Origin of the sequence: Vibrio glycogenivorans (assembly GCF_051660965.1) — a bacterium.
Lineage (GTDB): Bacteria > Pseudomonadota > Gammaproteobacteria > Enterobacterales > Vibrionaceae > Vibrio.
In genome coordinates this window covers 643,411-668,770 of sequence record NZ_JBPVIS010000002.1, presented here as the reverse complement: position 1 = coordinate 668,770, position 25,360 = coordinate 643,411, and the positions used below count along the sequence as shown (strand labels likewise).

Annotated in this window: 21 protein-coding genes; 9 read left to right on the top strand and 12 right to left on the bottom strand. The window is 49.5% G+C overall.

Translation table 11 applies throughout. From position 1 onward, the window contains the following. Positions 1 to 156 precede the first annotated feature (156 nt). From ACSTTG_RS07605 to ACSTTG_RS07585, 5 genes are all read right to left on the bottom strand, one after another. Positions 157 to 840, bottom strand: coding sequence for an SDR family oxidoreductase (locus ACSTTG_RS07605; protein WP_438474337.1), 684 nt, complete (start codon positions 838 to 840; stop codon positions 157 to 159). Positions 841 to 878: 38 nt separating this feature from the next. Then, positions 879 to 1,415 carry a GNAT family N-acetyltransferase gene (locus tag ACSTTG_RS07600; RefSeq protein ID WP_438474336.1) on the bottom strand — a complete coding sequence of 179 codons (537 nt, stop codon included), beginning with the start codon at positions 1,413 to 1,415 and terminating at the stop codon, positions 879 to 881. Further along, the gene (locus tag ACSTTG_RS07595; RefSeq protein ID WP_438474335.1) at positions 1,405 to 2,184 is read right to left on the bottom strand and encodes a peptidoglycan binding protein CsiV; all 780 of its coding nucleotides are present in this window, start codon (positions 2,182 to 2,184) and stop codon (positions 1,405 to 1,407) included. Before ACSTTG_RS07595 ends, ACSTTG_RS07600 begins: the two co-directional genes overlap by 11 nt. Before the next feature lie 129 nt (positions 2,185 to 2,313). After that, positions 2,314 to 5,772, bottom strand: a complete 3,459-nt coding sequence (gene mfd, locus ACSTTG_RS07590; RefSeq protein WP_438474334.1) for a transcription-repair coupling factor — start codon at positions 5,770 to 5,772, stop codon at positions 2,314 to 2,316. A gap of 4 nt (positions 5,773 to 5,776) precedes the next feature. After that, positions 5,777 to 6,346, bottom strand: coding sequence for a PilZ domain-containing protein (locus tag ACSTTG_RS07585; protein WP_438474333.1), 570 nt, complete (start codon positions 6,344 to 6,346; stop codon positions 5,777 to 5,779). Between the two features lie 311 nt (positions 6,347 to 6,657). On the opposite strand from ACSTTG_RS07585, the gene lolC reads away from it, so the two are divergent. Genes lolC through lolE form a run of 3 tightly spaced genes read left to right on the top strand, consistent with a single transcriptional unit; the run spans position 6,658 to position 9,769 of the window. Next, the gene (gene lolC, locus ACSTTG_RS07580; protein ID WP_438474332.1) at positions 6,658 to 7,860 is read left to right on the top strand and encodes a lipoprotein-releasing ABC transporter permease subunit LolC; all 1,203 of its coding nucleotides are present in this window, start codon (positions 6,658 to 6,660) and stop codon (positions 7,858 to 7,860) included. Beyond that, positions 7,853 to 8,530 carry a lipoprotein-releasing ABC transporter ATP-binding protein LolD gene (gene lolD, locus ACSTTG_RS07575; RefSeq protein ID WP_438474331.1) on the top strand — a complete coding sequence of 226 codons (678 nt, stop codon included), beginning with the start codon at positions 7,853 to 7,855 and terminating at the stop codon, positions 8,528 to 8,530. The genes lolC and lolD overlap by 8 nt, the downstream gene beginning before the upstream one ends. A 3-nt stretch (positions 8,531 to 8,533) precedes the next feature. Continuing rightward, positions 8,534 to 9,769: a lipoprotein-releasing ABC transporter permease subunit LolE gene (lolE, locus tag ACSTTG_RS07570; protein ID WP_438474330.1), complete on the top strand. Its 1,236-nt coding sequence runs from the start codon at positions 8,534 to 8,536 to the stop codon at positions 9,767 to 9,769. A gap of 145 nt (positions 9,770 to 9,914) precedes the next feature. On the opposite strand, the gene ACSTTG_RS07565 is transcribed toward lolE, so the two are convergent. Then, positions 9,915 to 10,445: a DUF2062 domain-containing protein gene (locus ACSTTG_RS07565; RefSeq protein WP_438457848.1), complete on the bottom strand. Its 531-nt coding sequence runs from the start codon at positions 10,443 to 10,445 to the stop codon at positions 9,915 to 9,917. 8 nt (positions 10,446 to 10,453) lie between these two features. Between ACSTTG_RS07565 and ACSTTG_RS07560 the strand changes: the two genes are divergently transcribed. The 5 genes from ACSTTG_RS07560 to kdsB are packed head-to-tail and all read left to right on the top strand — an operon-like array spanning position 10,454 to position 16,437. After that, positions 10,454 to 12,706, top strand: a complete 2,253-nt coding sequence (locus tag ACSTTG_RS07560; protein ID WP_438474329.1) for a DNA internalization-related competence protein ComEC/Rec2 — start codon at positions 10,454 to 10,456, stop codon at positions 12,704 to 12,706. 36 nt (positions 12,707 to 12,742) lie between these two features. Further along, positions 12,743 to 14,515: a lipid A ABC transporter ATP-binding protein/permease MsbA gene (gene msbA / locus ACSTTG_RS07555; RefSeq protein WP_438474328.1), complete on the top strand. Its 1,773-nt coding sequence runs from the start codon at positions 12,743 to 12,745 to the stop codon at positions 14,513 to 14,515. 3 nt (positions 14,516 to 14,518) lie between these two features. Continuing rightward, positions 14,519 to 15,526, top strand: coding sequence for a tetraacyldisaccharide 4'-kinase (gene lpxK, locus ACSTTG_RS07550; protein ID WP_438474327.1), 1,008 nt, complete (start codon positions 14,519 to 14,521; stop codon positions 15,524 to 15,526). Continuing rightward, complete coding sequence (locus ACSTTG_RS07545; RefSeq protein ID WP_438457852.1) at positions 15,507 to 15,686, top strand: Trm112 family protein; 180 nt, start codon at positions 15,507 to 15,509, stop codon at positions 15,684 to 15,686. Before lpxK ends, ACSTTG_RS07545 begins: the two co-directional genes overlap by 20 nt. Before the next feature lies 1 nt (position 15,687). Further along, positions 15,688 to 16,437, top strand: a complete 750-nt coding sequence (gene kdsB, locus ACSTTG_RS07540; RefSeq protein WP_438474326.1) for a 3-deoxy-manno-octulosonate cytidylyltransferase — start codon at positions 15,688 to 15,690, stop codon at positions 16,435 to 16,437. A gap of 140 nt (positions 16,438 to 16,577) precedes the next feature. Here kdsB and ACSTTG_RS07535 read toward each other — a convergent pair whose 3' ends face one another. The 3 genes from ACSTTG_RS07535 to ACSTTG_RS07525 are packed head-to-tail and all read right to left on the bottom strand — an operon-like array spanning position 16,578 to position 21,384. Then, the gene (locus ACSTTG_RS07535; RefSeq protein WP_438474325.1) at positions 16,578 to 18,116 is read right to left on the bottom strand and encodes a SpoVR family protein; all 1,539 of its coding nucleotides are present in this window, start codon (positions 18,114 to 18,116) and stop codon (positions 16,578 to 16,580) included. 9 nt (positions 18,117 to 18,125) lie between these two features. Then, entirely contained in the window at positions 18,126 to 19,397 is a 1,272-nt protein-coding gene (locus ACSTTG_RS07530) for a YeaH/YhbH family protein (RefSeq protein WP_438457855.1), read from the bottom strand. A 52-nt stretch (positions 19,398 to 19,449) separates the two neighbouring features. Continuing rightward, positions 19,450 to 21,384: a PrkA family serine protein kinase gene (locus tag ACSTTG_RS07525; RefSeq protein WP_438457856.1), complete on the bottom strand. Its 1,935-nt coding sequence runs from the start codon at positions 21,382 to 21,384 to the stop codon at positions 19,450 to 19,452. Positions 21,385 to 21,915: 531 nt separating this feature from the next. Here ACSTTG_RS07525 and ACSTTG_RS07520 point away from each other — a divergent pair. Beyond that, positions 21,916 to 22,695: a MipA/OmpV family protein gene (locus ACSTTG_RS07520; RefSeq protein ID WP_438474324.1), complete on the top strand. Its 780-nt coding sequence runs from the start codon at positions 21,916 to 21,918 to the stop codon at positions 22,693 to 22,695. A 61-nt stretch (positions 22,696 to 22,756) separates the two neighbouring features. Here the strand turns inward: ACSTTG_RS07520 and ACSTTG_RS07515 are convergent, their stop codons facing one another. The 3 genes from ACSTTG_RS07515 to ACSTTG_RS07505 all read right to left on the bottom strand — a co-directional run bounded on the left by ACSTTG_RS07515 (position 22,757) and on the right by ACSTTG_RS07505 (position 25,197). Further along, a complete protein-coding gene (locus ACSTTG_RS07515; protein ID WP_438457858.1) occupies positions 22,757 to 23,257 on the bottom strand; it encodes a YfbU family protein in 501 nt (166 codons plus the stop codon). A 75-nt stretch (positions 23,258 to 23,332) separates the two neighbouring features. Beyond that, on the bottom strand, positions 23,333 to 24,073 hold the full coding sequence (gene pflA / locus ACSTTG_RS07510) for a pyruvate formate lyase 1-activating protein (RefSeq protein ID WP_438457859.1): 741 nt from the start codon (positions 24,071 to 24,073) through the stop codon (positions 23,333 to 23,335). A 137-nt stretch (positions 24,074 to 24,210) separates the two neighbouring features. Then, the gene (locus ACSTTG_RS07505) at positions 24,211 to 25,197 is read right to left on the bottom strand and encodes a lipid A deacylase LpxR family protein (RefSeq protein WP_438457860.1); all 987 of its coding nucleotides are present in this window, start codon (positions 25,195 to 25,197) and stop codon (positions 24,211 to 24,213) included. Positions 25,198 to 25,360: the final 163 nt, after the last annotated feature.

The following is a 25,360-nucleotide window of genomic DNA, read 5'->3' as shown; positions in this document are numbered from 1 at the left end:
AAGAATGGTATTTACGGACGATTTATCGTTGGCTCAATTTTTGTTTATTGGACCAATACGGGTGTCTTTTAAATTGTTATTATTATGGGTGTCAATATAACTTTTCTACATGGATTCAAAGCTTTTGAATCCATGCTTGTTATTGCTTTTTCGGTTCTACCAAGGAAGTTGAACACCTTGGTAATCCAAAAAGCAGCCGCTATCTTCGACTTTGGCGTTGTCGATCACCTCAATTAGGCCTTTTGCGCTTTCAGGGATTGGTAAGATTGCGTTCGGCCCGCCCATCTCGGTCTGAACCCAGCCAGGGTGAAGGGCTAAGACAGTAAAACCTTGTGGGCTTAGGTCATTACTCAAGCTTTTGACGACCGAGTTCAGCGCTGCTTTTGACGAGCGGTAGATGTAGCCGCCACCAGAGGTGTTTTCGGTCATGCTGCCTACTTTGGAGGATAAACACATGATCTTTTTCAAGGTGCCTTGTTCGAGCAGCGGGAAGAGGTTCTCGACTAACTTAAGCGGAGCGATGGTGTTGACTTCGAGTACCTGGCGCCATTGGTCAAGATCAGTGCGACCAAAACCGTAGCCTTTAGGGCCGTAGTATCCGGCGTTGTTGATCAGAATATCGATTGGTGCAAGGGACTGAGGCAGTGCAGCAACGGCTGGGTAGTCAGTTACGTCGAGTTCAAGGCAGGTCAGATTTGGCTCTTGGTCTGCCAAGGCAAGCAGGCCTTCAGCAGTCGAGGATTGACGAAACGTGGCAGTAACCCGCGCGCCTTTGGCAAGCCACTGTTTGGTAAGCTCGAACCCGATCCCTCGATTCGCCCCGGTGATAAAAACATGCATAGTGACTTCCTTATGGTAGATAGTTGGTGGCGGATAGCTTATGGCACAATGGCATAGACCGCGCCATCTTTGGGCTGCTTAGCGTAAATAAAACGGTTTGCGGCAACGGTTTCAAATTGTGCGCCGCATGACTCAATGACTCGGCGACTGGCGTGGTTATCTGGGTCACAGACAATCTCGACTCGGGTGACTTTGAGCATCTCAAAGCAAAAATTGACCAATGCCTGGATACTGATCCGACCCAGTCCCCGGCGCTGATAACGATCGGCGATCCAATAGCCGATCGAGACCATATTGAAGGTTTGATAGAGCTCATTGATCGCAACCATGCCATACAGAGTGCCACTGGCACGGCAGTAAATACCAAAGCCAAAGCCGATGGTTTTGGCCCAGTTGCTGCGAGTCAGAGCGATAAACTGCTGCGCTTCTTGGAGTGAAAAATCAGCATGGCACCAATCAATCCAGCGGTGTAGGGTGGGGGAGGATTGAATCAAGATTTGCAGCTGCTCAGCATCGTGGTCGCTGAGCAGCTTGAGTTCGAGGGAATCGGTGATAATCGAGAAGTTAGGACTCATCGTCTTGCGGCGCGCGGCGGACTTGAATGATCATGCCCATCAGTGGGTGATCGAAGTAGTGGATCTCACCACTGCGCATGCGGCGTTTTTGATCAAGACGGTAAGATTTGAGGAATTTTTCTACCTCAGTGGTGTATTCAATTTCCTGCATATGACCAGCTACAACAGCCGCAGTCTCTTCTTCTTCAATGGGATCTTCAAACTGGGTGTTCTCGATAACGACTTCGCGCACGCTTGGGCGCTTTAGGTCAAACACGGCATCGGCAAACAGATAGTGTTGCACGTATACTTGCAGCGTGCCGTCTAACTCATACAGCGGATCAGCGGCGTTCGATTCGACAAAGTCATCCACCGGCTCACTCACCAGCTCATCAGAGTAAACAGAGCCGTCGGGCAAAAAGCTATCCGAATAGTCCTCACCAGCCCTTAAACGAAACGTAGGCGCAGAGGCGCGGCCGCGATCATCTTGTCGCCAAGCGGTGTGCAGAAGCACTGAAAAACCAGCATGACGACGTAAATCGGCCGCTTGACTGGTCAGTTCGAGTGCAGAATCTGGCAGTAGCTCAACCTGTTTTTGCTCACGAAAGTCGGCGTCACCTAGACTGCCGGCACGCGATAGGTCGATCTCAGGTAGCGTGTTTGGCCACGCCTCAGAGGTTTGCTCTGGGTTCACTGAGCGTTTGAAAATGATCACTTCGATATCAAATTCTCTTTGTGCCAAGCTCGGCATGGACACGAGAAGCATTAGAAGCGGGATCAATTTGTTCATCATAACTCCGTTAATCGGTGAACATCGAGGAAGCTAGCGCTTCCTCTTTGGTATTACTTTAAACTATACCCAAGTCTGTGAATAATGTCAGTGACTTGCAAGCAGTGTTTGCCGCCTTGGCCAAGTGAGTTACGCTGGCAGGCGGTTTTGAGCGAACTCATCAAGCATGTTGTTGACAAACTTGAGGCGCTCACGGCGGTCGACCAGAGGTACGTTGAACCTAAACTTGGTCGGCCCCTCCATTGCGAACTTATTCGGTTGCGCCTGGAGTAGTTTAACCAAGAATGTCGGGTTAATGTCAGCATCAGGATAGAATTCAATGTAACCCCCTTTTTCATGCGCCTCCATTTTTTTCACCTTGAGCTTACCTGCATCCAGCTTGAGCTCCGACACGGTAAGGAGATTCTTAGTAGCATCGGGTAAAAGACCGAAGCGGTCAATGAGCTCAACTTTCAGCTCGGCCAGCTCCTCTTTGGCTTGCACACTCGCGATTTGCTTATACATCGACAGGCGAGTATTCACATCCGGAATATAATCATCAGGAAGCAGTGCTGGAAGACGCATCTCAACCTCAGTTTGCTCGCGCAATAGCTCATCCAGTGATGGCTCCTTGCCTTCTTTGAGCGCTTCGACGGCTTGCTCTAGCATCTCCATGTATAAGGTGAAGCCAACCGACTGGATCTGACCACTCTGCTCATCGCCAAGCAGCTCACCGGCCCCGCGGATCTCAAGGTCGTGCGTTGCCAAGGTAAAGCCTGCGCCAAGGTCTTCCAATGAGGCAATCGCATCAAGGCGTTTGACGGCATCTTTGGTTAGCGCCTTAGGGTGCGGCGTTAATAAGTACGCATATGCCTGGTGATGCGAGCGGCCAACGCGTCCACGTAGCTGGTGCAGCTGAGCCAAACCAAGGTGATCAGCGCGGTCGATGATAATGGTATTCGCCGTTGGCACATCGATACCCGTTTCGATGATCGTGGTACACACCAAGAGGTTAAAGCGCTGGTGGTAGAAATCATTCATGACTTTTTCCAACTCACGCTCACGCATCTGGCCATGGGCTGTGGTGACGCGCGCCTCGGGGATCAGCTCGGCGAGATCGCGGGCGATCTTATCGATCGTGTCAACTTGGTTATGTAGGAAGTACACCTGACCACCACGCATGATCTCACGCAGCACCGCCTCGCGAATCGTGCTGCTGTCTTTCTCTCGGACAAAGGTTTTGATCGACAGCCGTCGCGCTGGAGGTGTGGCAATGATCGACAGATCGCGCATACCACTCATAGCCATATTCAGGGTTCGCGGTATAGGCGTAGCAGTAAGCGTCAAAATATCGACATCGGCACGCATTGCTTTAACCTTCTCTTTTTGACGCACACCAAAGCGGTGTTCCTCATCCACGATCAAAAGGCCAAGATCTTTAAACTGGATATCGCTGGTGATCAGCTTATGGGTACCCACGACAATGTCGACCTTACCCTCAGCCACATCGGCTAAAATCTGCTTTTGCTCTTTGGCGGATTTAAAGCGTGAGAGCACTTCTACTCTGATTGGCAAGTTGGCAAAGCGGTCGCGGAAGTTCTCAAAATGCTGTTGTGCGAGCAGCGTGGTAGGCACCAGCACGGCAACTTGCTTGTCATTATCGGTGGAGACAAACGCAGCGCGCATCGCCACCTCTGTTTTACCAAAGCCCACATCACCACACACCAGACGATCCATGGCTTTGGGCTGGCACATATCCGACAACACGGCATTGATTGCGGTGGCTTGGTCATCTGTCTCCTCAAACGGAAAACCGGCCTTAAATGTGGCGTACTGACCGCGATCTAGCTCGAACTTGTGACCTGGTTTAAGCTCGCGTTTAGCGTATACGTCAAGTAGCTCTGCAGCGACATCGCGAACCTTTTCCGCGGCTTTGCGCCGCGCTTTGGTCCAGGCATCGCCGCCGAGTTTGTGCAGTGGTGCCGACTCTTCTGCTCCGCCGGAGTAACGGCTGATCAGGTTAAGTGAGGCAACCGGTACATACAGCTTGGCCTCGTTTTGATACTCCAAGGTAACGTATTCGGTGGTCATGCCTCCAGCTTCAAGGGTTTGCAAACCTAGGTAGCGCCCGATCCCGTGGTCAATGTGCACCACTGGCTGACCAGGTTTAAGCTCCGCTAGGTTGCGGATCACCGCGTCGCTGTTGGTGTGGCGGCGGTCCTTTTTGCGTCTTTGGATAACGCGATCGCCAAGCAGATCGCTCTCACAGATAAACGCAAGATGAGACTCATCGAAGATAAAGCCTCTTTCTGAGGCGCCCATGACGAGGGTGATTTTGTCTGAGCTGGTAAGAGCGTGGTGGAAATCTGGTTGTTCTGACGGTTTAAGCTTGACCGGCTGCAACAGCTCAAGCAGTGCCTCGCGACGGCCTTCAGACTCCACTGAAAAAATCACTTTGCCCGCAAAGCCCTCAATAAACTGGCGCAGGGCAGCCAAAGGCTCTTTGTTTTGTGGTTTGGCGGCTAGGTCCGGCAAAGCGGTGAACTTAGGGTTAGTTCGTCCTTGTTTTTCCTCGATAGGCTCGATGTTGAGCCTGGCAACAGGCAGCTGTTTTAGCTCGCTGAACAACTCGTCTTTCTTAAGCCACAGATCTTGGGGCTTGAGTAAGGGGCGAAGCGGGTCGATACTGCGTTGATCATAGCGGTGTTCAACATCGTTAAGGAAGTGATCGATGGACGCTTCGATATCACCAACGGTGATCACCTGAGTATCATCGGGAAGGTAATCGAATAGGGTTTCGGTTTGCTCGAAAAACAGTGGCTGCCAGTATTCGATACCTGCAGGCCAGGTACCTTTTGAAACCTGCATATAAATGGATTCAGGCTCGCGGCGGGCATCAAACTGCTGACGCCAGCGAATACGGAAGTCTTCGATCGCCTCTTCCGTGGTTGGAAACTCGTGCGCAGGTAGGAGGCGGATCTCATTTACGTCCTCTATTGAGCGCTGATTCTCTGGGTCAAAGGTACGAATTGTGTCGATTTCATCATCAAAGAAATCAATTCTATACGGAGCCTGACTGCCCATAGGGAACAGATCAATAATAGAGCCACGGCTGGCATATTCGCCAGGGCTAAACACTTGATCGCTGTGACGATAGCCCGACTTCTCGAGTTGCATACGCAGCTTTTCGAGGGAGAAATTGTCCCCTTGTTTGACCATCAAGGTGTGTTGAAGCAAGAACTCACGCGGTGATTGGCGCTGCAGTAGGGTGCTGACAGGCACGATCGTGATGCCCGATTGCTGGGTAGGCAACTGGTATAGGCATGAGATCCGGTCTGAGATGATCTCCTGATGGGGTGAAAAGTTATCGTAAGGAAGCGTTTCCCAATCAGGAAAAATTGTCACAGCGTGAGGATAAAACTGCTCTATCTCATGTTGCAGCTTGAGTGCGGTCTGCGGGTCGGGTGCGACGATAAGGTTATGCCGCCCGCTGGTGCTTGCTAGCTCGGCACTGGTTAATGCAAGGCTGGCCCCTAACAGGTTACCGAAGTATTTATTGTCACCAGCGCCAGTAGGAACGTTTAGAGTTAAAAGCGTTTGGGTTGTCATAGTGTTACGAATTTCCTCGTTCTAGTGAGCGTTGGCGAAGAAGTTTTTGCTGTTGATAAAGGGCCGCGCGGATCAAGATATCTTGGTCGGTGTCTTTGATACGAGTGAACTTAACCCCGATCAAAAATTCATTTGAGCGCGCCTCGCACTGGGTAATTTGACCGTAGCAATAGATGGCGGCGGCGGGATGTTCCAAGAATAACTTGGCCCGTACCGGGGTGTCGATAGACAGCGCCTTATCACTGCGGTAGGTAAACCGACTGGCACCGAAGGACTCGGTTGTGACCGCGTAACGAGAGTCATCTTGTTGTGAAAGCATGTAGCCCAGCAACAGGTTGAGCTTGGCATTTTGCGTATCGAGCAGCTCAATGACGTGTCGTAACTCAGAGCTCTTAAGCTCTGCGCGAGCACTTTCTTGCAGTGGGTCTAATCGAGAGAATTCGCTGGCGACCAAAAATGGCGCGGGTGTTTCTGCCTCAAGGTTGTCTAGGCATGGCAAGACGTAGTCCTTGGCCAGAGGCTCGATATTGGCCTTCATGGCATGTTGGACTGTAAAAAACTCTTGCTCTGACATAGTCATACCTCTCGATAGCGATTTGTTAGTGCGCCATGGTAGCGGGGCTCGAATAGGGTTGCAATCATCAAACGGGGCCTGAAAGAGACAATTGATGGTGTTGTGAGCATGTCCGACAAAACGGTTCCCAGTTGAGAGGCTAAGCCTGCGTTTTTTGGTGAAAAAATTACCCAGTAGAATGAATTTTAGTCACTTGAACACGTTTTGAGGCCTTTTGTCGTGACTTATTGACACTTTTTAACGAAACGGGACTACACCGACCCTAAAATAGGGTTTAGAGTAGAGTCCTTAACTAAAAGTCATGGACGCCTATGTTTCATCCAGTCTCTCTTTTTATTGGTTTACGCTATTTGCGTGGACGCAGTGGCGATCGTTTTGGCCGATTTGTCTCCTTTATGTCCACTGCGGGTATCACCATCGGGGTGATGTCGCTTGTCACTGTGCTGTCAGTGATGAACGGGTTTGAAAACCAGCTCAAAGGTCGCATGCTAGGCGTGCTTCCCCAAGCGGTAGTCAGTCAAGAGGGGCAAAGAACCCCAGCTGACGAGGTGCCAAGTTTCCTTCAGCAGTTCTCTCAACATCCTATTGAACCGATAGTCCGCAGCGAGGCGGTGGTTCAGACTGCAGCGGGTCTTGGCGTGGCGATGATGATTGGCGTAGAGCAGGATAGTCATAATCCAATCTCTGATCATCTGATGTCAGGTCAGCTATCGCAGCTGCAAAGCGGTGAATATCAACTATTTTTGGGCCATGCCATGGCACGTAGCCTGAACGTGTCTGTCGGTGACAAAGTGCGCTTGATGGTAACAAGTGCCAGCCAGTTCACGCCACTTGGCCGGATACCCAGCCAGCGTAATTTTACTCTAGCGGGGATTTTTAATACCGGCTCAGATATCGACGCCCAGCTGGTGATCACGCATATCGATGATGCCGCGCGATTGATGCGCTTGCCCAAGCACACCGTAAGTGGTTGGCGTTTGTATTTTGACGACCCATTTGTGGTGTCTAACCTTAGTCAACAATCTCTCCCTGAAGGCTGGCACTGGAGCGACTGGCGTGAGCAGCGTGGAGAGTTATTCCAGGCGGTCAAGATGGAAAAAAATATGATGGGCTTGATGCTCGGCTTGATCGTTGGCGTAGCTGCTTTCAATATCATCTCGGCGCTGATCATGGTGGTGATGGAAAAGCAGTCTGAGGTAGCCATCTTAAAAACCCAAGGCATGACTTCAACGCGGATCATGGCCATTTTTATGGTTCAAGGCGCCAGCTCAGGTATTGTCGGCGCCCTGGTGGGCGGCGGGTTGGGGGTTCTGCTCTCGAGCCATCTCAATACCCTGCTGCAAGTCATCGGCGTCGAATTAGTCACATTGGGTGGCTCTTTGCCTGTGTTGATCCAGCCTGTTCAAATCGCTAGCGTGATTGGCTTAGCTATTCTTCTCAGCTTGCTTGCGACACTTTATCCATCTTACCGTGCATCATCAGAAAAACCCGCAGAGGCCCTTCGTTATGAGTAGTCTATTGAGCTGTAACAACATTAGTAAAACCTATCAAGAGGGCAGTGTGGCGACGCCAGTATTGCGCGGCGTAAGTTTTGATCTTGAGCAAGGTGAGTTGGCCGCGATTATCGGCACCTCGGGCTCCGGTAAGAGCACGCTGCTGCATATCTTGGGCGCGCTAGATGAGGCTAACGAGGGTGAGGTGGTGTTCCAGCAGCAGTCTCTATTGGATTTATCCTCCAATCAGCAGGCTAAGATCCGCAATCAAAGTCTAGGCTTTGTCTATCAATTTCATCATCTCCTTGCTGACTTTTCCGCGCTCGAAAACGTTGCGATGCCGCTGATGATCGGCGGCATGAGCCCCTCTAAAGCCAAGCAAGAGGCGCTTGAATGGCTGGACAAAGTTGGCCTTAGCCATCGCGTTGAGCATCGCCCATCAGAGCTTTCTGGTGGTGAACGCCAGCGAGTAGCCATCGCACGCGCTTTGGTGAACAAGCCTGCGTTGGTTTTAGCCGATGAGCCGACGGGGAATCTGGATCATAGTACGGCTTTGGCGATTTACGATTTGATGCGCACGCTTAATCGAGAGTCTGGCACCGCCTTTTTGGTGGTTACGCATGATAATGAGCTCGCGGCCAAAATGGATCGCCAGCTTAGAATGCAAGATGGCATGTTGATCAAGGAGTAGTGTGTGTCGCTTTCATTATTGATTGGTGCGCGCTTTAGCCGCGCCAAAAAACGCAACAAAATGGTGTCGTTTATTTCGATGTCATCGATGATTGGCATTGCCGTTGGTGTAGCGGTGATCATTATTGGTCTGTCGGCGATGAATGGGTTCGAGCGTGAGTTACGTGACCGTGTCCTTTCTGTCGTAGCTCATGCCGAGTTAGAAGGGGTCCGCGGGCCGATTGAGCGCTGGAAAACGGCGATCTCGCGTGCGGAGCTGCACTCAGATGTGATAGCGGCTGCGCCTTATGTCTCTTTGACTGCGTTGGCCGAGAAAGGTCAAGAGATCAAAGCCATCGAGCTGAAAGGCTTGGACAGTGATTTAGAGTCGAGAGTCTCTAGCCTGACCAGCTTTATTGACCCTGCGGCTTGGCAAGCGTTCGTACCGGGAGAGCAACACATCATCCTCGGCAGTGGCGTCGCGCGCCAGCTTGGAGTCAGCGTCGGTGAATCTCTTACTTTGATGCTTCCATCGAGTGATGTTAACAAGGTACAGGCACCAAAACGCATTAGGTTGGAGGTGATCGGCCTGATTGAGTTACAAGGCCAGATTGACCACAATCTCGCCATTGTGCCTTTGCAAGATGCGCAAGATTATGCTGGTTTCGGCCAGGGCGTGACGGGGATTTCGCTCAAGGTCAATGATGTTCTTGATGCAACGCGCATTGTTAGAGAGGTGGGCAACACGCTTGATGTGTATGTTTACCTCAATAGTTGGAAAAAGAAATACGGTTTCCTCTATCGTGACATTCAGCTAGTTAGAACCATTATGTACCTTGTGATGGTGCTGGTGATTGGCGTTGCGTGTTTCAATATTGTCTCTACCTTGATGATGGCGGTTAAAGATCGCGCCGGTGAGATCGCGATTTTACGCACGATGGGCGCGAGCGATGGCTTGATCAAAAAGATCTTCGTCTGGCAAGGCGTCTTCTCAGGTGTAGTTGGAAGCTTGATAGGCAGTATCGTGGGTGTGTTAGTGGCAATGAACCTGACCGCCATTATCGGTCTGCTTGAGCGTGCCTTAGGTTATCAGTTCTTGTCGGGTGATATTTACTTTGTCGACTTTTTACCCTCGCAGGTGCTGCTGGGGGATGTGCTGCTGGTCTCTATAACCGCCACAGTCCTAAGTTTGCTGGCGACTTGGTACCCAGCGAAGCGTGCCAATCAGCTTAACCCTGCAACGGTATTGAGTGCGAAGTAAAGAAATTCCCTTTAGGGTTGACATTGATTACATCGATTTGGAGCGAATCACTCCAAAGCTGTGAAAGTCAAAGCAGAACATCGCCAATAAAAAAGCGAGCCTCTTAATCAAGGCTCGCTTTTTTTGTATTTAACTTATTTGTATTTTAGTTATGGGGCTTGCGACGCCAGCGAGAGCGGCTTTGTTGCCAACTACGAACTACAGAGTAGCGCCAAAGACCGCGGATACCGAAGTACCCCAGCGCGGCGGCGACAATCGCACAGACAAAACAGCCGACCAGAAACGGTGGTCCCATGGTGTTCATTTGGTTGAGTACATACTGCCACGAGAGTTCGAAATGAAAAGGTTGAGGCGGTGTATTCAACAGCCAAGTGCCGACCTTATAAGCAAGGTAGAACATCAATGGCATGGTCACGGGATTACTGATCCAGACTAAGGCGACCGATAAAGGCAGATTGACACTGCAGGCGATCGCAGCCCCTGCCGCCATGATCATCTGACTCGGCAGTGGCATAAAGGCCATAAATAAACCAACCGCAAAGGCGCCAGAGGCGGATCGTCGGTTTAGGCTCCATAAATTGGGATTGTAAAGTACATTTCCAAATATCTTTAACGCCTTTTGACGCCGAATCACATCGGGATCGGGCATTAAATTTCTAATGAACTTTCTAGGCATAGGGCAATATGACTCTCTTAAATCACTCTTGGTCGTTGCTCGTATTTTGTTTAGTTCTTCTTACCCTGCCATATTGGCCTCAGTTACCTGACCTTCCATGGATAAGCGTAATTCTGACTCTAACCCTGTTTTCCCTGAAGTATAGATGGATGAGAAACCTGTCGTTATGTTTGTTTGCCGTGTTAATAGCCAGTTGCCATGGCCACCAAGCAGAGCGACAAACACAAAGACTGTTTGCGAACGGGCTGAATATTACCATAAATGGCCAAGTTGACAGCTTTTTTAAACAAAAGAGTCACGGTTATGAGGGAACGGTCGTGATTCGCTCGATTAATGGCCAGAACTTGCCCCGAATAGGCTCCACTAAGATACAGCTCCTCAGTCCAATCCCTTTACAAATTAACGACCAACTGGTGGCGCAGGTTCGCTTGAAGCCTATTATTGGCCGGCTTAATCAGCATGGCTATGATCGCGAGGCGTATGCGATGGTTGAGGGTGTGAGCGCGCGTGCATCGATTGATCAAAAGACGCCCTGGCGGGTGGTGAGCCGAGGCAGTTACCAACAGCAGATAAAGCAAGCGATCGATAAGCAGCTGAGTCAGGCCTCCTATTATGGTTTGGTGCTGGCGTTGATTTTTGGCGAGCGTCAGGCGATTTCAAGCGATTACTGGCAGGGAATGAAAAGTACCGGCTTAATGCACCTTATCGCGATATCGGGATTACACATTCAATTGGTGTTCGCGATTGCGATTATAGTCATCCGTCCTCTCGCCAGCAGAGCCTTCGCTGCGCGATGGCTGCCTTATATTGGTGGGCTGATATTGGCGTTTGGCTATGCATGGCTATCGAATTTCGCCATCCCGACCTTGCGCGCGCTGATCTCTTGTGGCTTAGTTACCGCGCTATCGGTGGCGAACCTGCGCCTCGCGTTCAAGCAGCAATGGCTATTGGTGATGGTGGTGATGTTACTGGTGTCACCCATGTGGGCGTTAGCCAGTAGTTTTTGGATGTCGTTTTCCGCGGTAGCTGTTATTTACTATACCCTCACGCGACATGCGCACAGCGGCTGGCTGGCTCAGCTTTTGTGGTTGCAGGCTTATTTTAGCCTATTGCTATCGCCTCTGAGCATGTATCTGTTCGGAGGGATAAGTGCGATTGGCTGGGCGGTGAACTTAATTGTTGTGCCGTGGTTTAGTGTGATTGTCATGCCGAGCGTGCTTTTCGTGTTGGCCTATGAGCTGTTGATCATGATTGGTGGTTTCGAGTGGGTGAGTGGTTGGGGCTGGCTTACATGGGTGTTTTGGCCGCTAGAGCAGGTGTTACTGTTTGAAGTTAACTTTTGGCACAGCGCAACACAAGTTGGCTGGAAGACCAGCCTGCTAGTGGCGCTCATAGTGATCTTGTTACCCATCATCACCCTTAAAGCGTGTCTGTTTTTAGCCACTATGACTTTGACCTTCTGGGCTGGCCTTGATCAGGTAGCGCCACGTTGGCAGATGCGGATTTTTGATGTGGGTCATGGCTTAGCTGTGGCGTTCCACGTCAAAGATCGGGTCATATTGTATGATTTGGGCGCGAGTTGGGAGCAGGGCAGTGTGGCGAAATCGACCATTGAGCCCTGGCTGGATTGGCATGGCATAAAATCCATTGAAGCGGTTTTCGTTAGCCACGATGATAACGACCATCGGGGAGGGCTTGATGATATTCAGAACAAATACTCGATTAATCGCTTGTATGCAAGCGCAGCACAGCCAAATGCCCTTCCCTGCATTGAGGGGCAAACTGAGGTGTTTGATAACCTGACTTTTCGCGTGCTTTGGCCAATTAAAGCGGTCAGAAGGGCGTTTAATCCCCACTCTTGTGTCATTCAAGTGACTGATAGAGTCTCTGGTTTAAGTATTCTTCTTACGGGTGATATTGAGAGTGTTAGTGAATACTTGCTCGCTCGGATGGGGGAGGGCCTGCAAAGTGATATCATGCTTGTTCCCCATCATGGCAGTCGTTCTTCTTCGACTAAGGCATTGATTAGTCGGGTTAAGCCACAGGTTGCCATCTCCTCAAATGCCTATAAAGACCGGTGGAAGCTACCGAATAAGCGAGTGGTGGAACGCTATCTTGAACAAGGAGCCGTTTGGTACGACACCGGACAAGACGGCATGCTTATTATTGATGTCTATCGCGAACATTGGGACGTACGTGAGACTCGACAAGGCGTTAATCATTCTTGGTATAGGCAGATGCTGCGTAACGGAGTAGAATAGCGCCCCTAACTATCGTAAAAAAGTAAGAAAACCCCTATGTCTGCAGTTAAATCGACAGAGAAATTAATCGATAAAGATGAAAATACTTGGCACACCTTCAAACGGTTGTGGACCTATATTCGCCTCTACAAGAACGGCTTGATTGTTGCTGCGATTGCTCTTGTGCTGAATGCGGCTGCAGATACTTATATGATCTCCTTGCTCAAGCCACTGTTGGATGAGGGCTTTGGTGAAGCAGACTCGCAATTTTTGCGCACTATGCCTTTTATCATCTTTGGTATGATTTTCCTGCGCGGTATCAGTGGTTTCGTTTCGACCTACTGTTTGAGCTGGGTATCGGGCAATGTGGTGATGATGATGCGCCGAGGCATTTTTCGTCACTTTATGCATATGCCAGTCACCTTCTTTGATAAGGAATCCACCGGCGGACTGTTGTCTCGAATTACCTATGATTCAGAGCAGGTTGCGAGCGCGACGAGTAGTGCCTTGGTCAATATTGTGCGCGAGGGTGCCAGCATAATAGGTTTGATGGTGCTGATGTTTTGGAGCAGCTGGAAGCTCTCTCTGGTGCTATTGTTGGTTGCGCCCGTCGTGGCATGGGGAATTGGGTTCATCTCGCGCCGTTTCCGCAAAATCTCGAAGAATATGCAGACCGCGATGGGCCGAGTCACCTCTTCTGCTGAGCAGATGCTGAAAGGCCATCGCGTTGTGATCAGCTACGGTGGTCAAGATATCGAGTCTGAGCGTTTTGATAACGTGAGTAACCGAATGCGCCAACAGAAAATGAAGCTGGTGGTCGTGCAGGGGATGGCGAACCCAATTATTCAATTGGTTGCTTCTACCGCAATCGTAACCGTACTGTTCCTGGCAAGCTTTGATGATATTCGTAATGAACTCACTCCAGGTACCTTTACCGTGGTTTTCTCTGCGATGTTTGCCATGATGCGTCCACTTAAAGGTTTAACCAGTGTTGCAGGTCAGTTCCAGCGCGGTATGGCGGCATGTCAGACTCTGTTTGGTCTGATGGACCTTGAGACTGAGAAGAATACCGGTAAGTACGTGACAGAGCGCGCCGCTGGTGAGGTGAGCGTTGAAGATGTGACCTTTACGTATAAAGGTAGAGAAAATCCAGCGCTAAAAAATGTTTCATTTACTATTCCAAAAGGTAAAACATTGGCACTAGTTGGCCGCTCAGGCTCAGGTAAAAGTACCATCGCCAATCTATTTACCCGTTTCTATGATGTCGACTCTGGCTCGATTAAGCTCGATGGATACGACGTCCGTGACTACGAATTGAAGAACTTGCGTGAACAGTTCGCTCTGGTCTCACAAAACGTCCATCTATTCAATGATACCGTAGCAAACAACATTGCTTATGCGGCTGAAGGGCAGTATAGCCGTGAACAGATTGAGCATGCGGCGCGTCTTGCTTATGCCATGGACTTTATCGACCAGATGGAAGATGGCCTAGACACCATGATCGGTGAAAATGGTGCGAGCCTATCGGGTGGTCAGCGCCAGCGTATTGCGATTGCCCGAGCACTACTTCGTGACGCACCAGTACTTATCTTGGATGAGGCGACATCCGCGCTTGATACAGAATCTGAGCGCGCAATTCAACTTGCTCTCGATGAGCTGCAAAAAGACAAAACCGTATTAGTGATTGCTCACCGACTGTCGACGATTGAGAATGCCGATGAGATCTTGGTGATAGATGAAGGCAATGTTATTGAGCGCGGCAATCACAGTGAGCTGCTAGCGGCAAAAGGCGCCTATGCACAGCTCCATGCCATTCAATTTGGTGAGTAATCAGTGATTGATAAGCTCTGGTATCAACCAACGAAAGCCGCAAAGTACCTGACGCCACTGTTGTGGCCGCTAAGTCGAGTCTTCCATCGCGTGAGTCAATCACGTAGAGAGGCTTACCAGTCGGGGCGAAAGTCGAGCTATCGAGCGCCGGTTCCAGTGGTGGTGGTTGGCAATATTACCGTGGGTGGCAATGGTAAAACACCAGTAGTCATTTGGCTGGTGGAGCAGTTGCAAGCACTTGGCTTTCGACCTGGGGTGGTGTCACGCGGTTATGGTGGTAACGCCAAGCACTACCCTTTGCTCGTCACCAATGATGTGACTGCCGAGCAGTGTGGTGATGAGCCGAAGCTGATTGCTCAGCGCACAGGCGCGCCTGTCGCGGTGGCTCCGGTAAGAAGCCAAGCCGTTAAGGCGCTATTGGAACACAAGGTAGATGTGGTGATTACCGATGATGGCCTTCAACATTATGCACTGCAGCGTGATATTGAACTGGTCGTGGTGGATGGTAAGCGTCGCTTTGGCAACCAAAACCTGTTGCCACTTGGCCCGCTGCGTGAGCCAATCTCACGCCTTGAAGAGGTTGATTTCATCATAAACAATGGTGGGGTGACGCAAGGCAGTGAGATTAGTATGTCGCTTGAGCCAAGTTTGGCGGTCAATCTGTCGACTGGCGAGCAGCGTGATGTGCGTGAGCTTGGTAAGTTGGTCGCATTCGCTGGTATCGGTCATCCGCCACGTTTTTTTCACACGCTTGAGCAGCTTGGTGCCGAGGTGATAGCAAGCCAGGGCTTTGCTGACCATCAAGCCTATGACAAAAATCAATTAGAGACGTTTGCCCAGCAAGGGCAGAACGTGATTATGACGGAAAAAGATGCCGTCAAATGTGGCCAATTTGCGCAAGATAACTGGTGGTATCTGCCGGTATCTGCCAAGCTTCCACCACAGAGTGCTGAGCGCATTCTGCGACGAATTAAAGAGGTAAAACAAGAGTATGGATCACCGTTTGCTTGAGATTGTTGCATGTCCTGTATGCAAGGGAAAACTGACTTACGATAAAGATAAGCAGGAATTGATTTGTAAATTCGACCGTCTTGCGTATGCCATCAAAGAAGGCATCCCAGTACTACTAGAGGCTGAGGCGCGCACTATTTCGATGGATGAGGGACGCTAAGATGAACTTTAGCGTCATTATTCCTGCTCGCTATCAGTCGAGTCGTCTACCCGCTAAGCCGCTGGCTGATATTGCCGGCAAGCCTATGATCCAGTGGGTCTATGAAAAAGCCGTAGCTTCGGGTGCTAGCCGAGTAGTGGTGGCTACCGATGATGAGCGTATAGCACAGGCTGTCGCGGATTTTGGTGGGGTAGTCTGCATGACCTCGCCTGATCATCAATCGGGTACTGAGCGCTTGGCGGAAGTGGTCGAGAAGCTCAATATTGATGAACAAGAAATTGTTGTGAATGTTCAGGGTGATGAGCCACTGATCCCTGCTGAGATCATTCGCCAAGTCGCAGAGAATATCTCAACCAGCCAAGCACCGATGGCGACGCTGGGCGTGGCCATTACTGATGAGCAAGAAGCGTTTAACCCAAATGCGGTTAAGGTAGTGACAGACAAAGATGGTTACGCACTGTACTTCAGCCGCGCAACCATCCCTTGGGATCGCGACCATTTTGCCAGCCAACAACCGGGCCTAAAGCAGCCTTTGATGCGTCATATTGGTATTTATGCCTACCGCGCAGGTTTTATTAATACCTATGTGCAGTGGCAGCCATCGCAGCTAGAGCAGATAGAGAGTTTGGAGCAACTGCGAGTACTTTGGTATGGCGAGCGCATCCACGTCGCGCTCGCCGAACAAGCACCGGAAGCGGGTGTAGACACACCAGAAGACCTAGAAAAGGTCAGAGCAATCTTAGCGCAATAGGTTTCGACTACATCAATAAAAAAAATAGACCCTCAGGTCTATTTTTTTAGCAAAGTAACTCCAAAGGGAGTGCAGACTAACCATGCATGCTTAACGCCTCGCTCCTCGAAGCGAAGCGTCCCCGCACCTCGATACTGATTTTAGATTTTCCCGCCATAGTCGTGTCGCTGAGGACAAGTCGCAAGGATCTCCCGACGCCCAGAGTCACGCACTTCCTCTAGAATCACATCAAAGCCCCATAAACGATAAAGGTGCTTCATCACTTCGTCATAGCTTTTGTCCAATGGAACGCGATTGTGCGGGACATGCTGTAAGGTCAGTGAGCGGTCACCGCGAACATCGACATTGTAGACCTGAATGTTCGGCTCGAGGTTACTGAGGTTATACTGGCTCGCGAGTTTTTCACGGATTTCGCGGTAGCCCATTTCATCATGTATGGCACTTACCTCGATGAAGTTTCGGCGATCATCATCGAGCACTGAAAACAGTTTGAACTCGCGGATCAAATGTGGTGATAGGTATTGACTGATAAAACTCTCATCCTTGAAGTTATGCATGGCAAAATGCACGGCTTCTAGCCAGTCGGAACCCGCCAGATCAGGGAACCACTCTCTGTCTTCATCAGTTGGCTCTTCACAGATCCGTTTGATGTCCCTGAACATCGCAAAACCGAGTGCATAAGGGTTGATGCCACTGTAATACTGGCTATTGTAGGCCGGTTGAGCGACCACACTGGTGTGGCTGTGCAAGAACTCAAGGATAAAGCGATCGCTGACCTTACCCTCATCATAGAGATGGTTGAGTATGGTGTAGTGCCAGAAGGTTGCCCAGCCCTCATTCATTACCTGAGTTTGCTTTTGCGGATAGAAATATTGGCTGACCTTGCGCACGATACGCACGATCTCACGTTGCCAAGGCTCGAGCAAGGGGGCATTTTTTTCGATAAAGTACAGCAGGTTTTCCTGTGGCTCGCTTGGGAAACGAACTTGGGTCTCCTCCTCATCTTTCTGCTTGTTTTGCGGCACCGTACGCCACAGGTCGTTGACCTGAGACTGTAGGTAGGCCTCACGCTCTTCTTGGCGAGATTTCTCTTCGGCAATCGAAATTTTTTCTGGGCGCTTATAGCGATCCACCCCGTAATTCATCAGGGCATGGCAAGAGTCAATTAGTAACTCTACCTCATTAACACCGTGTTTCTCTTCACACTCGGCAATGTACTTCTTGGCAAACAATAAGTAATCGATGATCGAACTCGCGTCTGTCCATGTCTGGAACAGGTAATTGCCCTTGAAGAAGGAGTTGTGTCCATAGCAAGCGTGCGCCATAACCAGTGCCTGCATGGTCACGGTGTTCTCTTCCATCAGGTAGGCAATACATGGATTGGAATTGATCACGATTTCGTAAGCCAGTCCCATCTGTCCATGTTTGTAGCCTTGCTCGGTTTGGATAAACTTCTTACCAAATGACCAGTGATTGTAGTTAATCGGCATACCGATACTCGAGTAGGCATCCATCATCTGCTCTGAAGTGATCACCTCGATTTGGTTCGGATAAGTATCCAATCGATAGTGCTCAGCCACCCGTTTTATCTCAGTGTGGTATCTGTCTAATAGCTCGAAGGTCCAGTCTGGTCCATCGGGGAGCATGTGTGTCTTTTGTTCGACTTTGTCGTCAATCATGCCAACCTCCTACACGTCTTCCTTGGCGAATAGCTCTCTAAAGACTGGGAAAATATCGTCGGTGGAGCGAATGTTCTTCATGGCGAAGTTGTTGAACTCGTTTTGGATTTTCTCGTACTCATGCCAGAGAGTTTGGTGTGAACGGCGCGTTATCTCGATATAGGAGTAGTATTGGCAAGCAGGCAAGAGCTTATTAACCAGCAACTCTTTACAGCGTGGCGAGTCGTCCGCCCAGTTATCGCCATCAGAGGCTTGCGCGGCATACACATTCCATTCCGCAGCTGGGTAGCGATCCTCGACGATCTCCTTCATCAGTTTTAGTGCGCTTGATACGATGGTGCCACCGGTTTCCTGAGAGTAAAAAAACTCATGCTCATCGACTTCTTTCGCTTGAGTGTGGTGGCGAATAAACACCACATCGACATTTTCATAGCGGCGATTGAGGAACAGATAAAGCAATACATAGAAGCGTTTAGCGATATCTTTGGTAGCTTGGTCCATTGAGCCTGACACATCCATCAAACAGAACATCACCGCTTGACTGGATGGGACAGGGCGGCGCTCGTAGTTCTTAAAGCGCAAATCAAAGGTGTCGATAAACGGCACTTTATCAATCTTGGCCCGCAGCTCAGCTATTTCAGCTTTTAAACGGCGTTCTTCCATCAACTGGGCAGGCTCGCGATTGATGACCGACTCGAGCTCGTCTTCCAGTTCATGCAGCAGACGTTTTTTGCCCGCTGTCATTGCAGTACGACGCGCGAGAGATTGCTGTAATGAACGCACGATAGCGATGTTGGATGGGATCCCGGCGGTTTGGTAACCCGCACGATGTGTCTTCCATTCGGTGATTTTGTTGACTTGGTTCTTTTGCAGGTTAGGTAGCTCGAGATCTTCAAACAGAATATCGAGGTATTCATCCTTGGAGATCTGGAATACGAACTCATCTTGGCCCTCACCATCTTGGCTCGCCTCACCCTCGCCAGAGCCACCACCTCCTTGGCCGCCTTTCGGACGCTCGATTTGGTCGCCGCGAGTAAATTGATCGTTACCAGGGTGAACACGCTCTTTGACGCCCCCTTGTCCTTGGTGAAAGGAAGGCTCACGGATGTCTTTGCTCGGAATAGCGACGTCTTCGCCTGTCTCCGTATCGGTGATCGAACGGCGACTCACGGCATCGGTGACAGATTCTTTGATCTGCGCCTTGTGCCGTTTAAGAAAGCGCTGACGGTTGACGGCACTCTTGTTCTTGCCGTTTAACCGTCGATCAATAAATTGCGCCATAATCATCTCCCTCAATCGGCTCCCCTTGTAGAAAGAGGAGCCCTATCTACGATTATGATGACTTACGAACACGCAAGTACCACTCAGACAATAGGCGTACCTGTTTCTCGGTGTAGCCTTTTTCCATCATACGGGCGACAAAGTCGTCATGTTTCTTCTGATCTTCAGAAGAGGTTTTAGCGTTGAACGAAATAACCGGCAGAAGCTCTTCGGTGTTAGAGAACATTTTCTTCTCGATAACGGTGCGTAGTTTTTCGTAACTGGTCCAAACAGGGTTCTTACCACTGTTGCCTGCTCGTGCGCGCAGCACAAAGTTAACGATTTCATTACGGAAGTCTTTTGGATTACTAATGCCGGCCGTCTTCTCGATTTTCTCTAGCTCATTGTTGAGAGAGGCGCGGTCAAACAACTGGCCGGTCTCAGGATCGCGGTACTCTTGATCTTGGATCCAGAAGTCGGCATAGGTGACGTAGCGATCAAAGATGTTTTGTCCGTATTCAGAGTAGGACTCGAGATACGCGGTTTGGATCTCTTTACCAATAAACTCGACGTAACGAGGTACCAAATACCCTTTCAAGAACTCAAGATACTTTTCAGCGGTCTCTTGCGGGAACTGTTCGCGTTCAATCTGCTGCTCGATGACGTAGAACAGATGCACTGGGTTGGCCGCGACCTCGGTTTGGTCGAAGTTAAACACGCGTGACAGAATCTTAAACGCAAAGCGCGTAGAAAGACCATTCATCCCCTCATCGACGCCCGCATAGTCACGATATTCTTGATAGCTCTTGGCTTTTGGATCGGTGTCTTTAAGGGTTTCACCATCATACACGCGCATCTTGGAGAAGAGTGATGAATTGTCAGGGTCTTTTAGGCGCGACAGGATGCTAAATTGCGCCAGCAGGTCTAAGGTGCTTGGTGAGCATGGTGCTTTGGACAGCTCTGAATGATCGAGCAGTTTCTGGTAAATTTTGACCTCTTCCGAAACGCGTAGGCAGTAAGGCACTTTGACAATGTAAACGCGGTCAAGGAAGGCCTCATTGTTCTTGTTGTTGCGGAAGGTTTGCCATTCTGACTCGTTTGAGTGAGCGAGTATCATGCCGTCAAAGGGTAGGGCAGAGAGCCCCTCTGTGCCGTTAAAGTTACCCTCTTGGGTTGCAGTCAGCAGTGGGTGAAGCACTTTGATTGGTGCTTTAAACATCTCAACGAATTCCATCATACCCTGGTTGGCTTTACAAAGGGCGCCGGAGTAGCTGTAAGCGTCTGGGTCGTCTTGGGCAAAGTGTTCAAGTTGACGAATGTCGACTTTACCGACCAGCGACGAGATGTCTTGGTTGTTTTCATCACCTGGCTCAGTTTTGGCAATTGCGATTTGGTCGAGGATCGATGGGCGTACTTTAACTACCTTAAACTTGGTGATATCACCGCCAAACTCATGCAAGCGCTTGGCAGCCCATGGTGACATGATCGAGCGAATATAACGCTTCTCAATGCCGTACTCTTTCTTGAGCAGCTCTCCGTCTTCGTTAACGTCAAACAGGCAGAATGGATGGTCGTTGACAGGGCTACGCTCCCCATTTGCAGACAACACGTAAATAGGCATTTTCTGCATTAAGGCTTTGAGTTTCTCTGCCAGAGAAGACTTACCACCACCAACAGGACCGAGCAAGTATAGGATCTGCTTGCGTTCCTCGAGGCCCTGTGCCGCGTGTTTTAGGTAAGAGACTATCTGTTCGATCGAGTCTTCCATTCCATAGAAATCCTCGAACTCTTTGTAACGTGAAATGACGCGGTTGGAAAATATACGGCTCAGTCTTGGGTCTTGAGCGGTATCGATGATTTCCGGCTCTCCAATGGCCAGCAGCAAACGTTCTGCTGCGTTAGCATACGCGCTCTTGTCATCCTTACACAGGGACAAAAACTCCTGAATCGACAGCTCTTCATCCTTCGCCGCTTCATATCTAGATTGATAATGGTCGAAAATACTCATCGCAATTCCCCTTTGTTCCCTTGCCTCTGTGATATGCGTTCACTTAGGCGATTCACTCGCGTTCTTTTGTTTGTACATGACAACTACTTTGTACGTGACAACTGTTTTGTACGTGACAACTGTTTACTACGTGACACTTTGTGTAAACGTGACAATGGTGGTGGCTACATCACTTTCTCTCTTTGTTTGACCGCAATTTAGGGCCAAAAATTCCTCGATGGATGTAAGTTCGACAGGCGAACAAGACATCATGTTACTCGTTTGTAATGATTTGTACGTATATCTATAGCCTAGTAAGTTTTGTCAATTTTGCTTAACAATTATAGATTTATTGAAAAAAACGCATCTGCGCTCTCGCTTTTGTGACCACGTGGGTCTCGAAATAAACGCAGATCATTTATGTTTATGAAATGATGAAAAAATGTTGCTTTTCTTGCATTAAAAAGGTCAACATAAGGGTCGCTGATGGGGTGATTGGTCAGAATTGAGCAACACGTCAGCGTATCATAGATAATAATTTTGTCGCTCAGAATGGACGTCGATCAAGGAGAGAGATGGGTGAATAACTCGACAAAAACGGGGCTGCTGTTTGCTCTATTAGTCACTAGTACTGGTGTCTATGCACAGCCTGGGAAATGGTCATTAGGTGTTGGTGCAGCTTACTCCCCGGAGGTCTATAAAGACACGTCCTCAAGCCGAACCGTGATCCCTATCATAGGTTATGAGGGTGAGCATGTATTCTTCCGTGGTTTTTCTGCCGGCTATCGACTTTTTCCGCGTGGCAGCACCCACAATGTGGTAGCGCGCTTACAGTACGATCCTCGAACGCTCGACCCTGATGAGTCCAGCGATCCCAATATACGCAAGCTCGACAAGCGTCGCTCGACAGTTCTGGGCGGGGCAAGCTATGAGTATCGCAGCCCAATTGGTGTGTTTGAACTCGCAGCGGGCACGGATATCGGTTCAACCCATAATGGACTATACGCACAAGCGTCCTACTCCTATCCGTTTATCGGGCGCGGGTGGGGCTTGGTACCGAACATCGGCTACGCGTATAACAACGAAAAGCTCAATCGACACTTGTATGGGGTTAGCGACTCAGAAGCCGCTCGCACCGATTTCGACCCATTTGAACCCGATTGGGATGGTAACTTTTTTATCGGTATGAGTGGATTCTTTGGCATCACTCGTCGCATTAGCATTATGGGTAGTGTGCGCTATACGAACTTGGAAGGTGACCTTGAAGAGAGTCCAATCCTCGATGCAACGGTCGGTACCAGCGTGATGTTAGGGATCACTTACTCACTGTAGTGAAAGTCAGGGCAAAAAAAGCCTCCGCAGTACGGAGGCTTTTTGGTATTCGGTTTATACCTTAGGCAGTAAAGATCTGTCTAAATTCAGCCGCCGATAAGTGGTACTGACGTGGGCAGTGGCGCCAAGTCGCCAGCATACGGCGATATTTGTCTAGCATCGGCATTTGCGAGTTGAAGTGGTGATCTGCCTTGTCGAACTGCGGATAAAGCCCCTCAGAGTCAACTAGGAAGCGTACGTAGTGTACGTATTGCGCTTCGGTAGCCGCATCAAAGCCCAAGAACAGCAGACGGCGTTGGTCGACTTCAGCACGCTCACTTTCGTCAAGCATTTTGTTCGACTCTTGCATCGCGTGATACATCTCCATAATGTCGATGATTTCGCGACAAGCGTCTTCTTGTAAGCGACCAAAATCTTTGTCCAACTCGCGCATTTGCAAGCCGTAACCACGTTCTACAATTGTCTGTAGGCGCTGGTAGCGGCCGGAGTTCTCAGGATCTAACTTCATCATCAGTCGATACTGATTAGATAGGATTAAACGTTGAGCGTTCGTCATTTCCATTGTTTTAAAGCCTCTTTACTTTCCATTTTTGTCTAACAGTCGAGTTGTCTACCAGTCGAGCGGTGGACGTTTTAATTAGTATTGAATGTTATTGTGGTATTGGCTTAGTACGTCGACAATGCTATCCATTGTCTCTTTTGAAGGTGGATCGATACCTTCTAGTTCATACTCAACACCCAGTGCTTCCCATTTATGAGCACCAAGCTTGTGGTATGGCAACAGCTCAATCTTCTCGATGTTGTCCATATCTTTAATGAACTCACCAAGCAGTTGCGCAGACTCAAGGTCGTCGGTGTAACCTGGTACGACCACGTAGCGGATCCAAGTTTTCTGACCAATTTTGTGGAGGTAGCGAGCGAAATCAAGCACGCGGGTATTCGATACACCGATAAAGTCTTTGTGGATTTCATCTTTCATCTGCTTGAGGTCGAGCATAACCAGATCAGCAGCTTCAAGAACTTCATCGATGACATCAGTATGCTTACGGATGTAGCCATTGGTATCAAGGCAGGTATGGATGCCTTCTGCCTGTGCTGCCTTAAAGAAGTCACGCACAAACTCAGGCTGCATCATAGCTTCGCCGCCTGAACAGGTGACGCCGCCGCCAGAGGCGTTCATAAAGTGACGGTAAGTTTTTGCTTCTTGGATGATTTCATCCACAGTCACCTCTTTACCGTCTTTCGGATCCCACGTGTCACGGTTATGACAGTACTTACAACGCATAAGACAGCCTTGTAAGAAAACGATAAAGCGGATACCTGGGCCATCAACAGTACCACATGACTCAAAAGAGTGAATACGACCAGTAGTAGACATGAGTTAATCTCTGTTCTTCAAATAGTTTGGATATTTTATAACAAAAGTTGAGGATTAAATAGTTTTGTTGAGCATAAGCTAGTTACAGGAGGTAACAACCAAGCAGAGCGTTGTAAACCTTCGAGTAAATAACAAAACTAGAAGAATCCATATAGGGTTAAGCTACCAGTGCCATAGAGCGAGTCATTAGAGTGTTGATACTCTGGCGTGTGTCCTGAGAGAGCCAAAGCGGCGCCTATACTGCGATTGTACCAAGCAATACCGGCAACAGCGGTCGCCTGAAACGGCTGTATCTCCATGTCGAATTGCCCGGTGTCGTCATCGATATTTGGGCGGTCACCCTCAATAGTGACATCATTAAAGCGCAGTCGTCCCTCAAAGCCAAAGAAACCAAACAGCCCTCGATGAGAGGCGCCAATCATACCGGGACGGAATGGGTTCTCATGATCGATGTTGGCAGCCCCCATATTGCTGTGGAGATCGGTTCCCCAGCGAAACATTAAACCAGTGGACGCATCACTGCGAAAATTACCCGCGTTGAATTCACTGACACTACTGATTTCGAACTGCGAGTCACCAAAGGACTGAGTTCGCATCAAGCTATAGTGGCTTAGGTAGCCAATACTACCCACCCAGCCCTCATCCACTTGGTAATCCCACCCCATTGGAATATCAGAGCCGACAATGTCATGAACAATGCTCTGTGCTTGAGAAGCCATTGAGTTGTCACCCGTTACGCCAATAGTCAGATTGAAACGGTGGGCTTGCTGCGGGTGCAAACTGATAAAGTTCAACTCGCCATGAAAGTAACCAGCGTAAGGGCGGTCCCCGGCAATCGGGTTCTCGTCCTCAATATCTTCTGGTGTCCACATCTTGTGGCCAAGGACGAACTCGAACTTATCTAAGGAGGGCACTCCCCATGCAGATAAGCTCAAGGGGCGTAAAAAACTTGGGGTGTTAATCGCACCGGTTGTGTAAGAGAGGAACAGGCCATTGGAATAGTCATGGTCGGTCCGAACAATCCCATCGTTGTCGATATTAAACACAAAGGTATTGCGATCAGAAGCAAAGCTCTGATAGGTGACGGCGGATAGCCCAAGTGCGAGTACTGCTAGCGGTTTCATTATTATCTATAACTTCCTTTTACTATTGCTAGTAATAGTACCTAAAAAACCGCGGTTAGGAAGAAATTAGTCTGCTTTTAGCGAACAACAATACAAAAAGAGCAGGGTGCGGGGAGCGGGGACGGGCAAAGCCCTTCGAGGTGCGAGGAGTTCTATGTGCGCG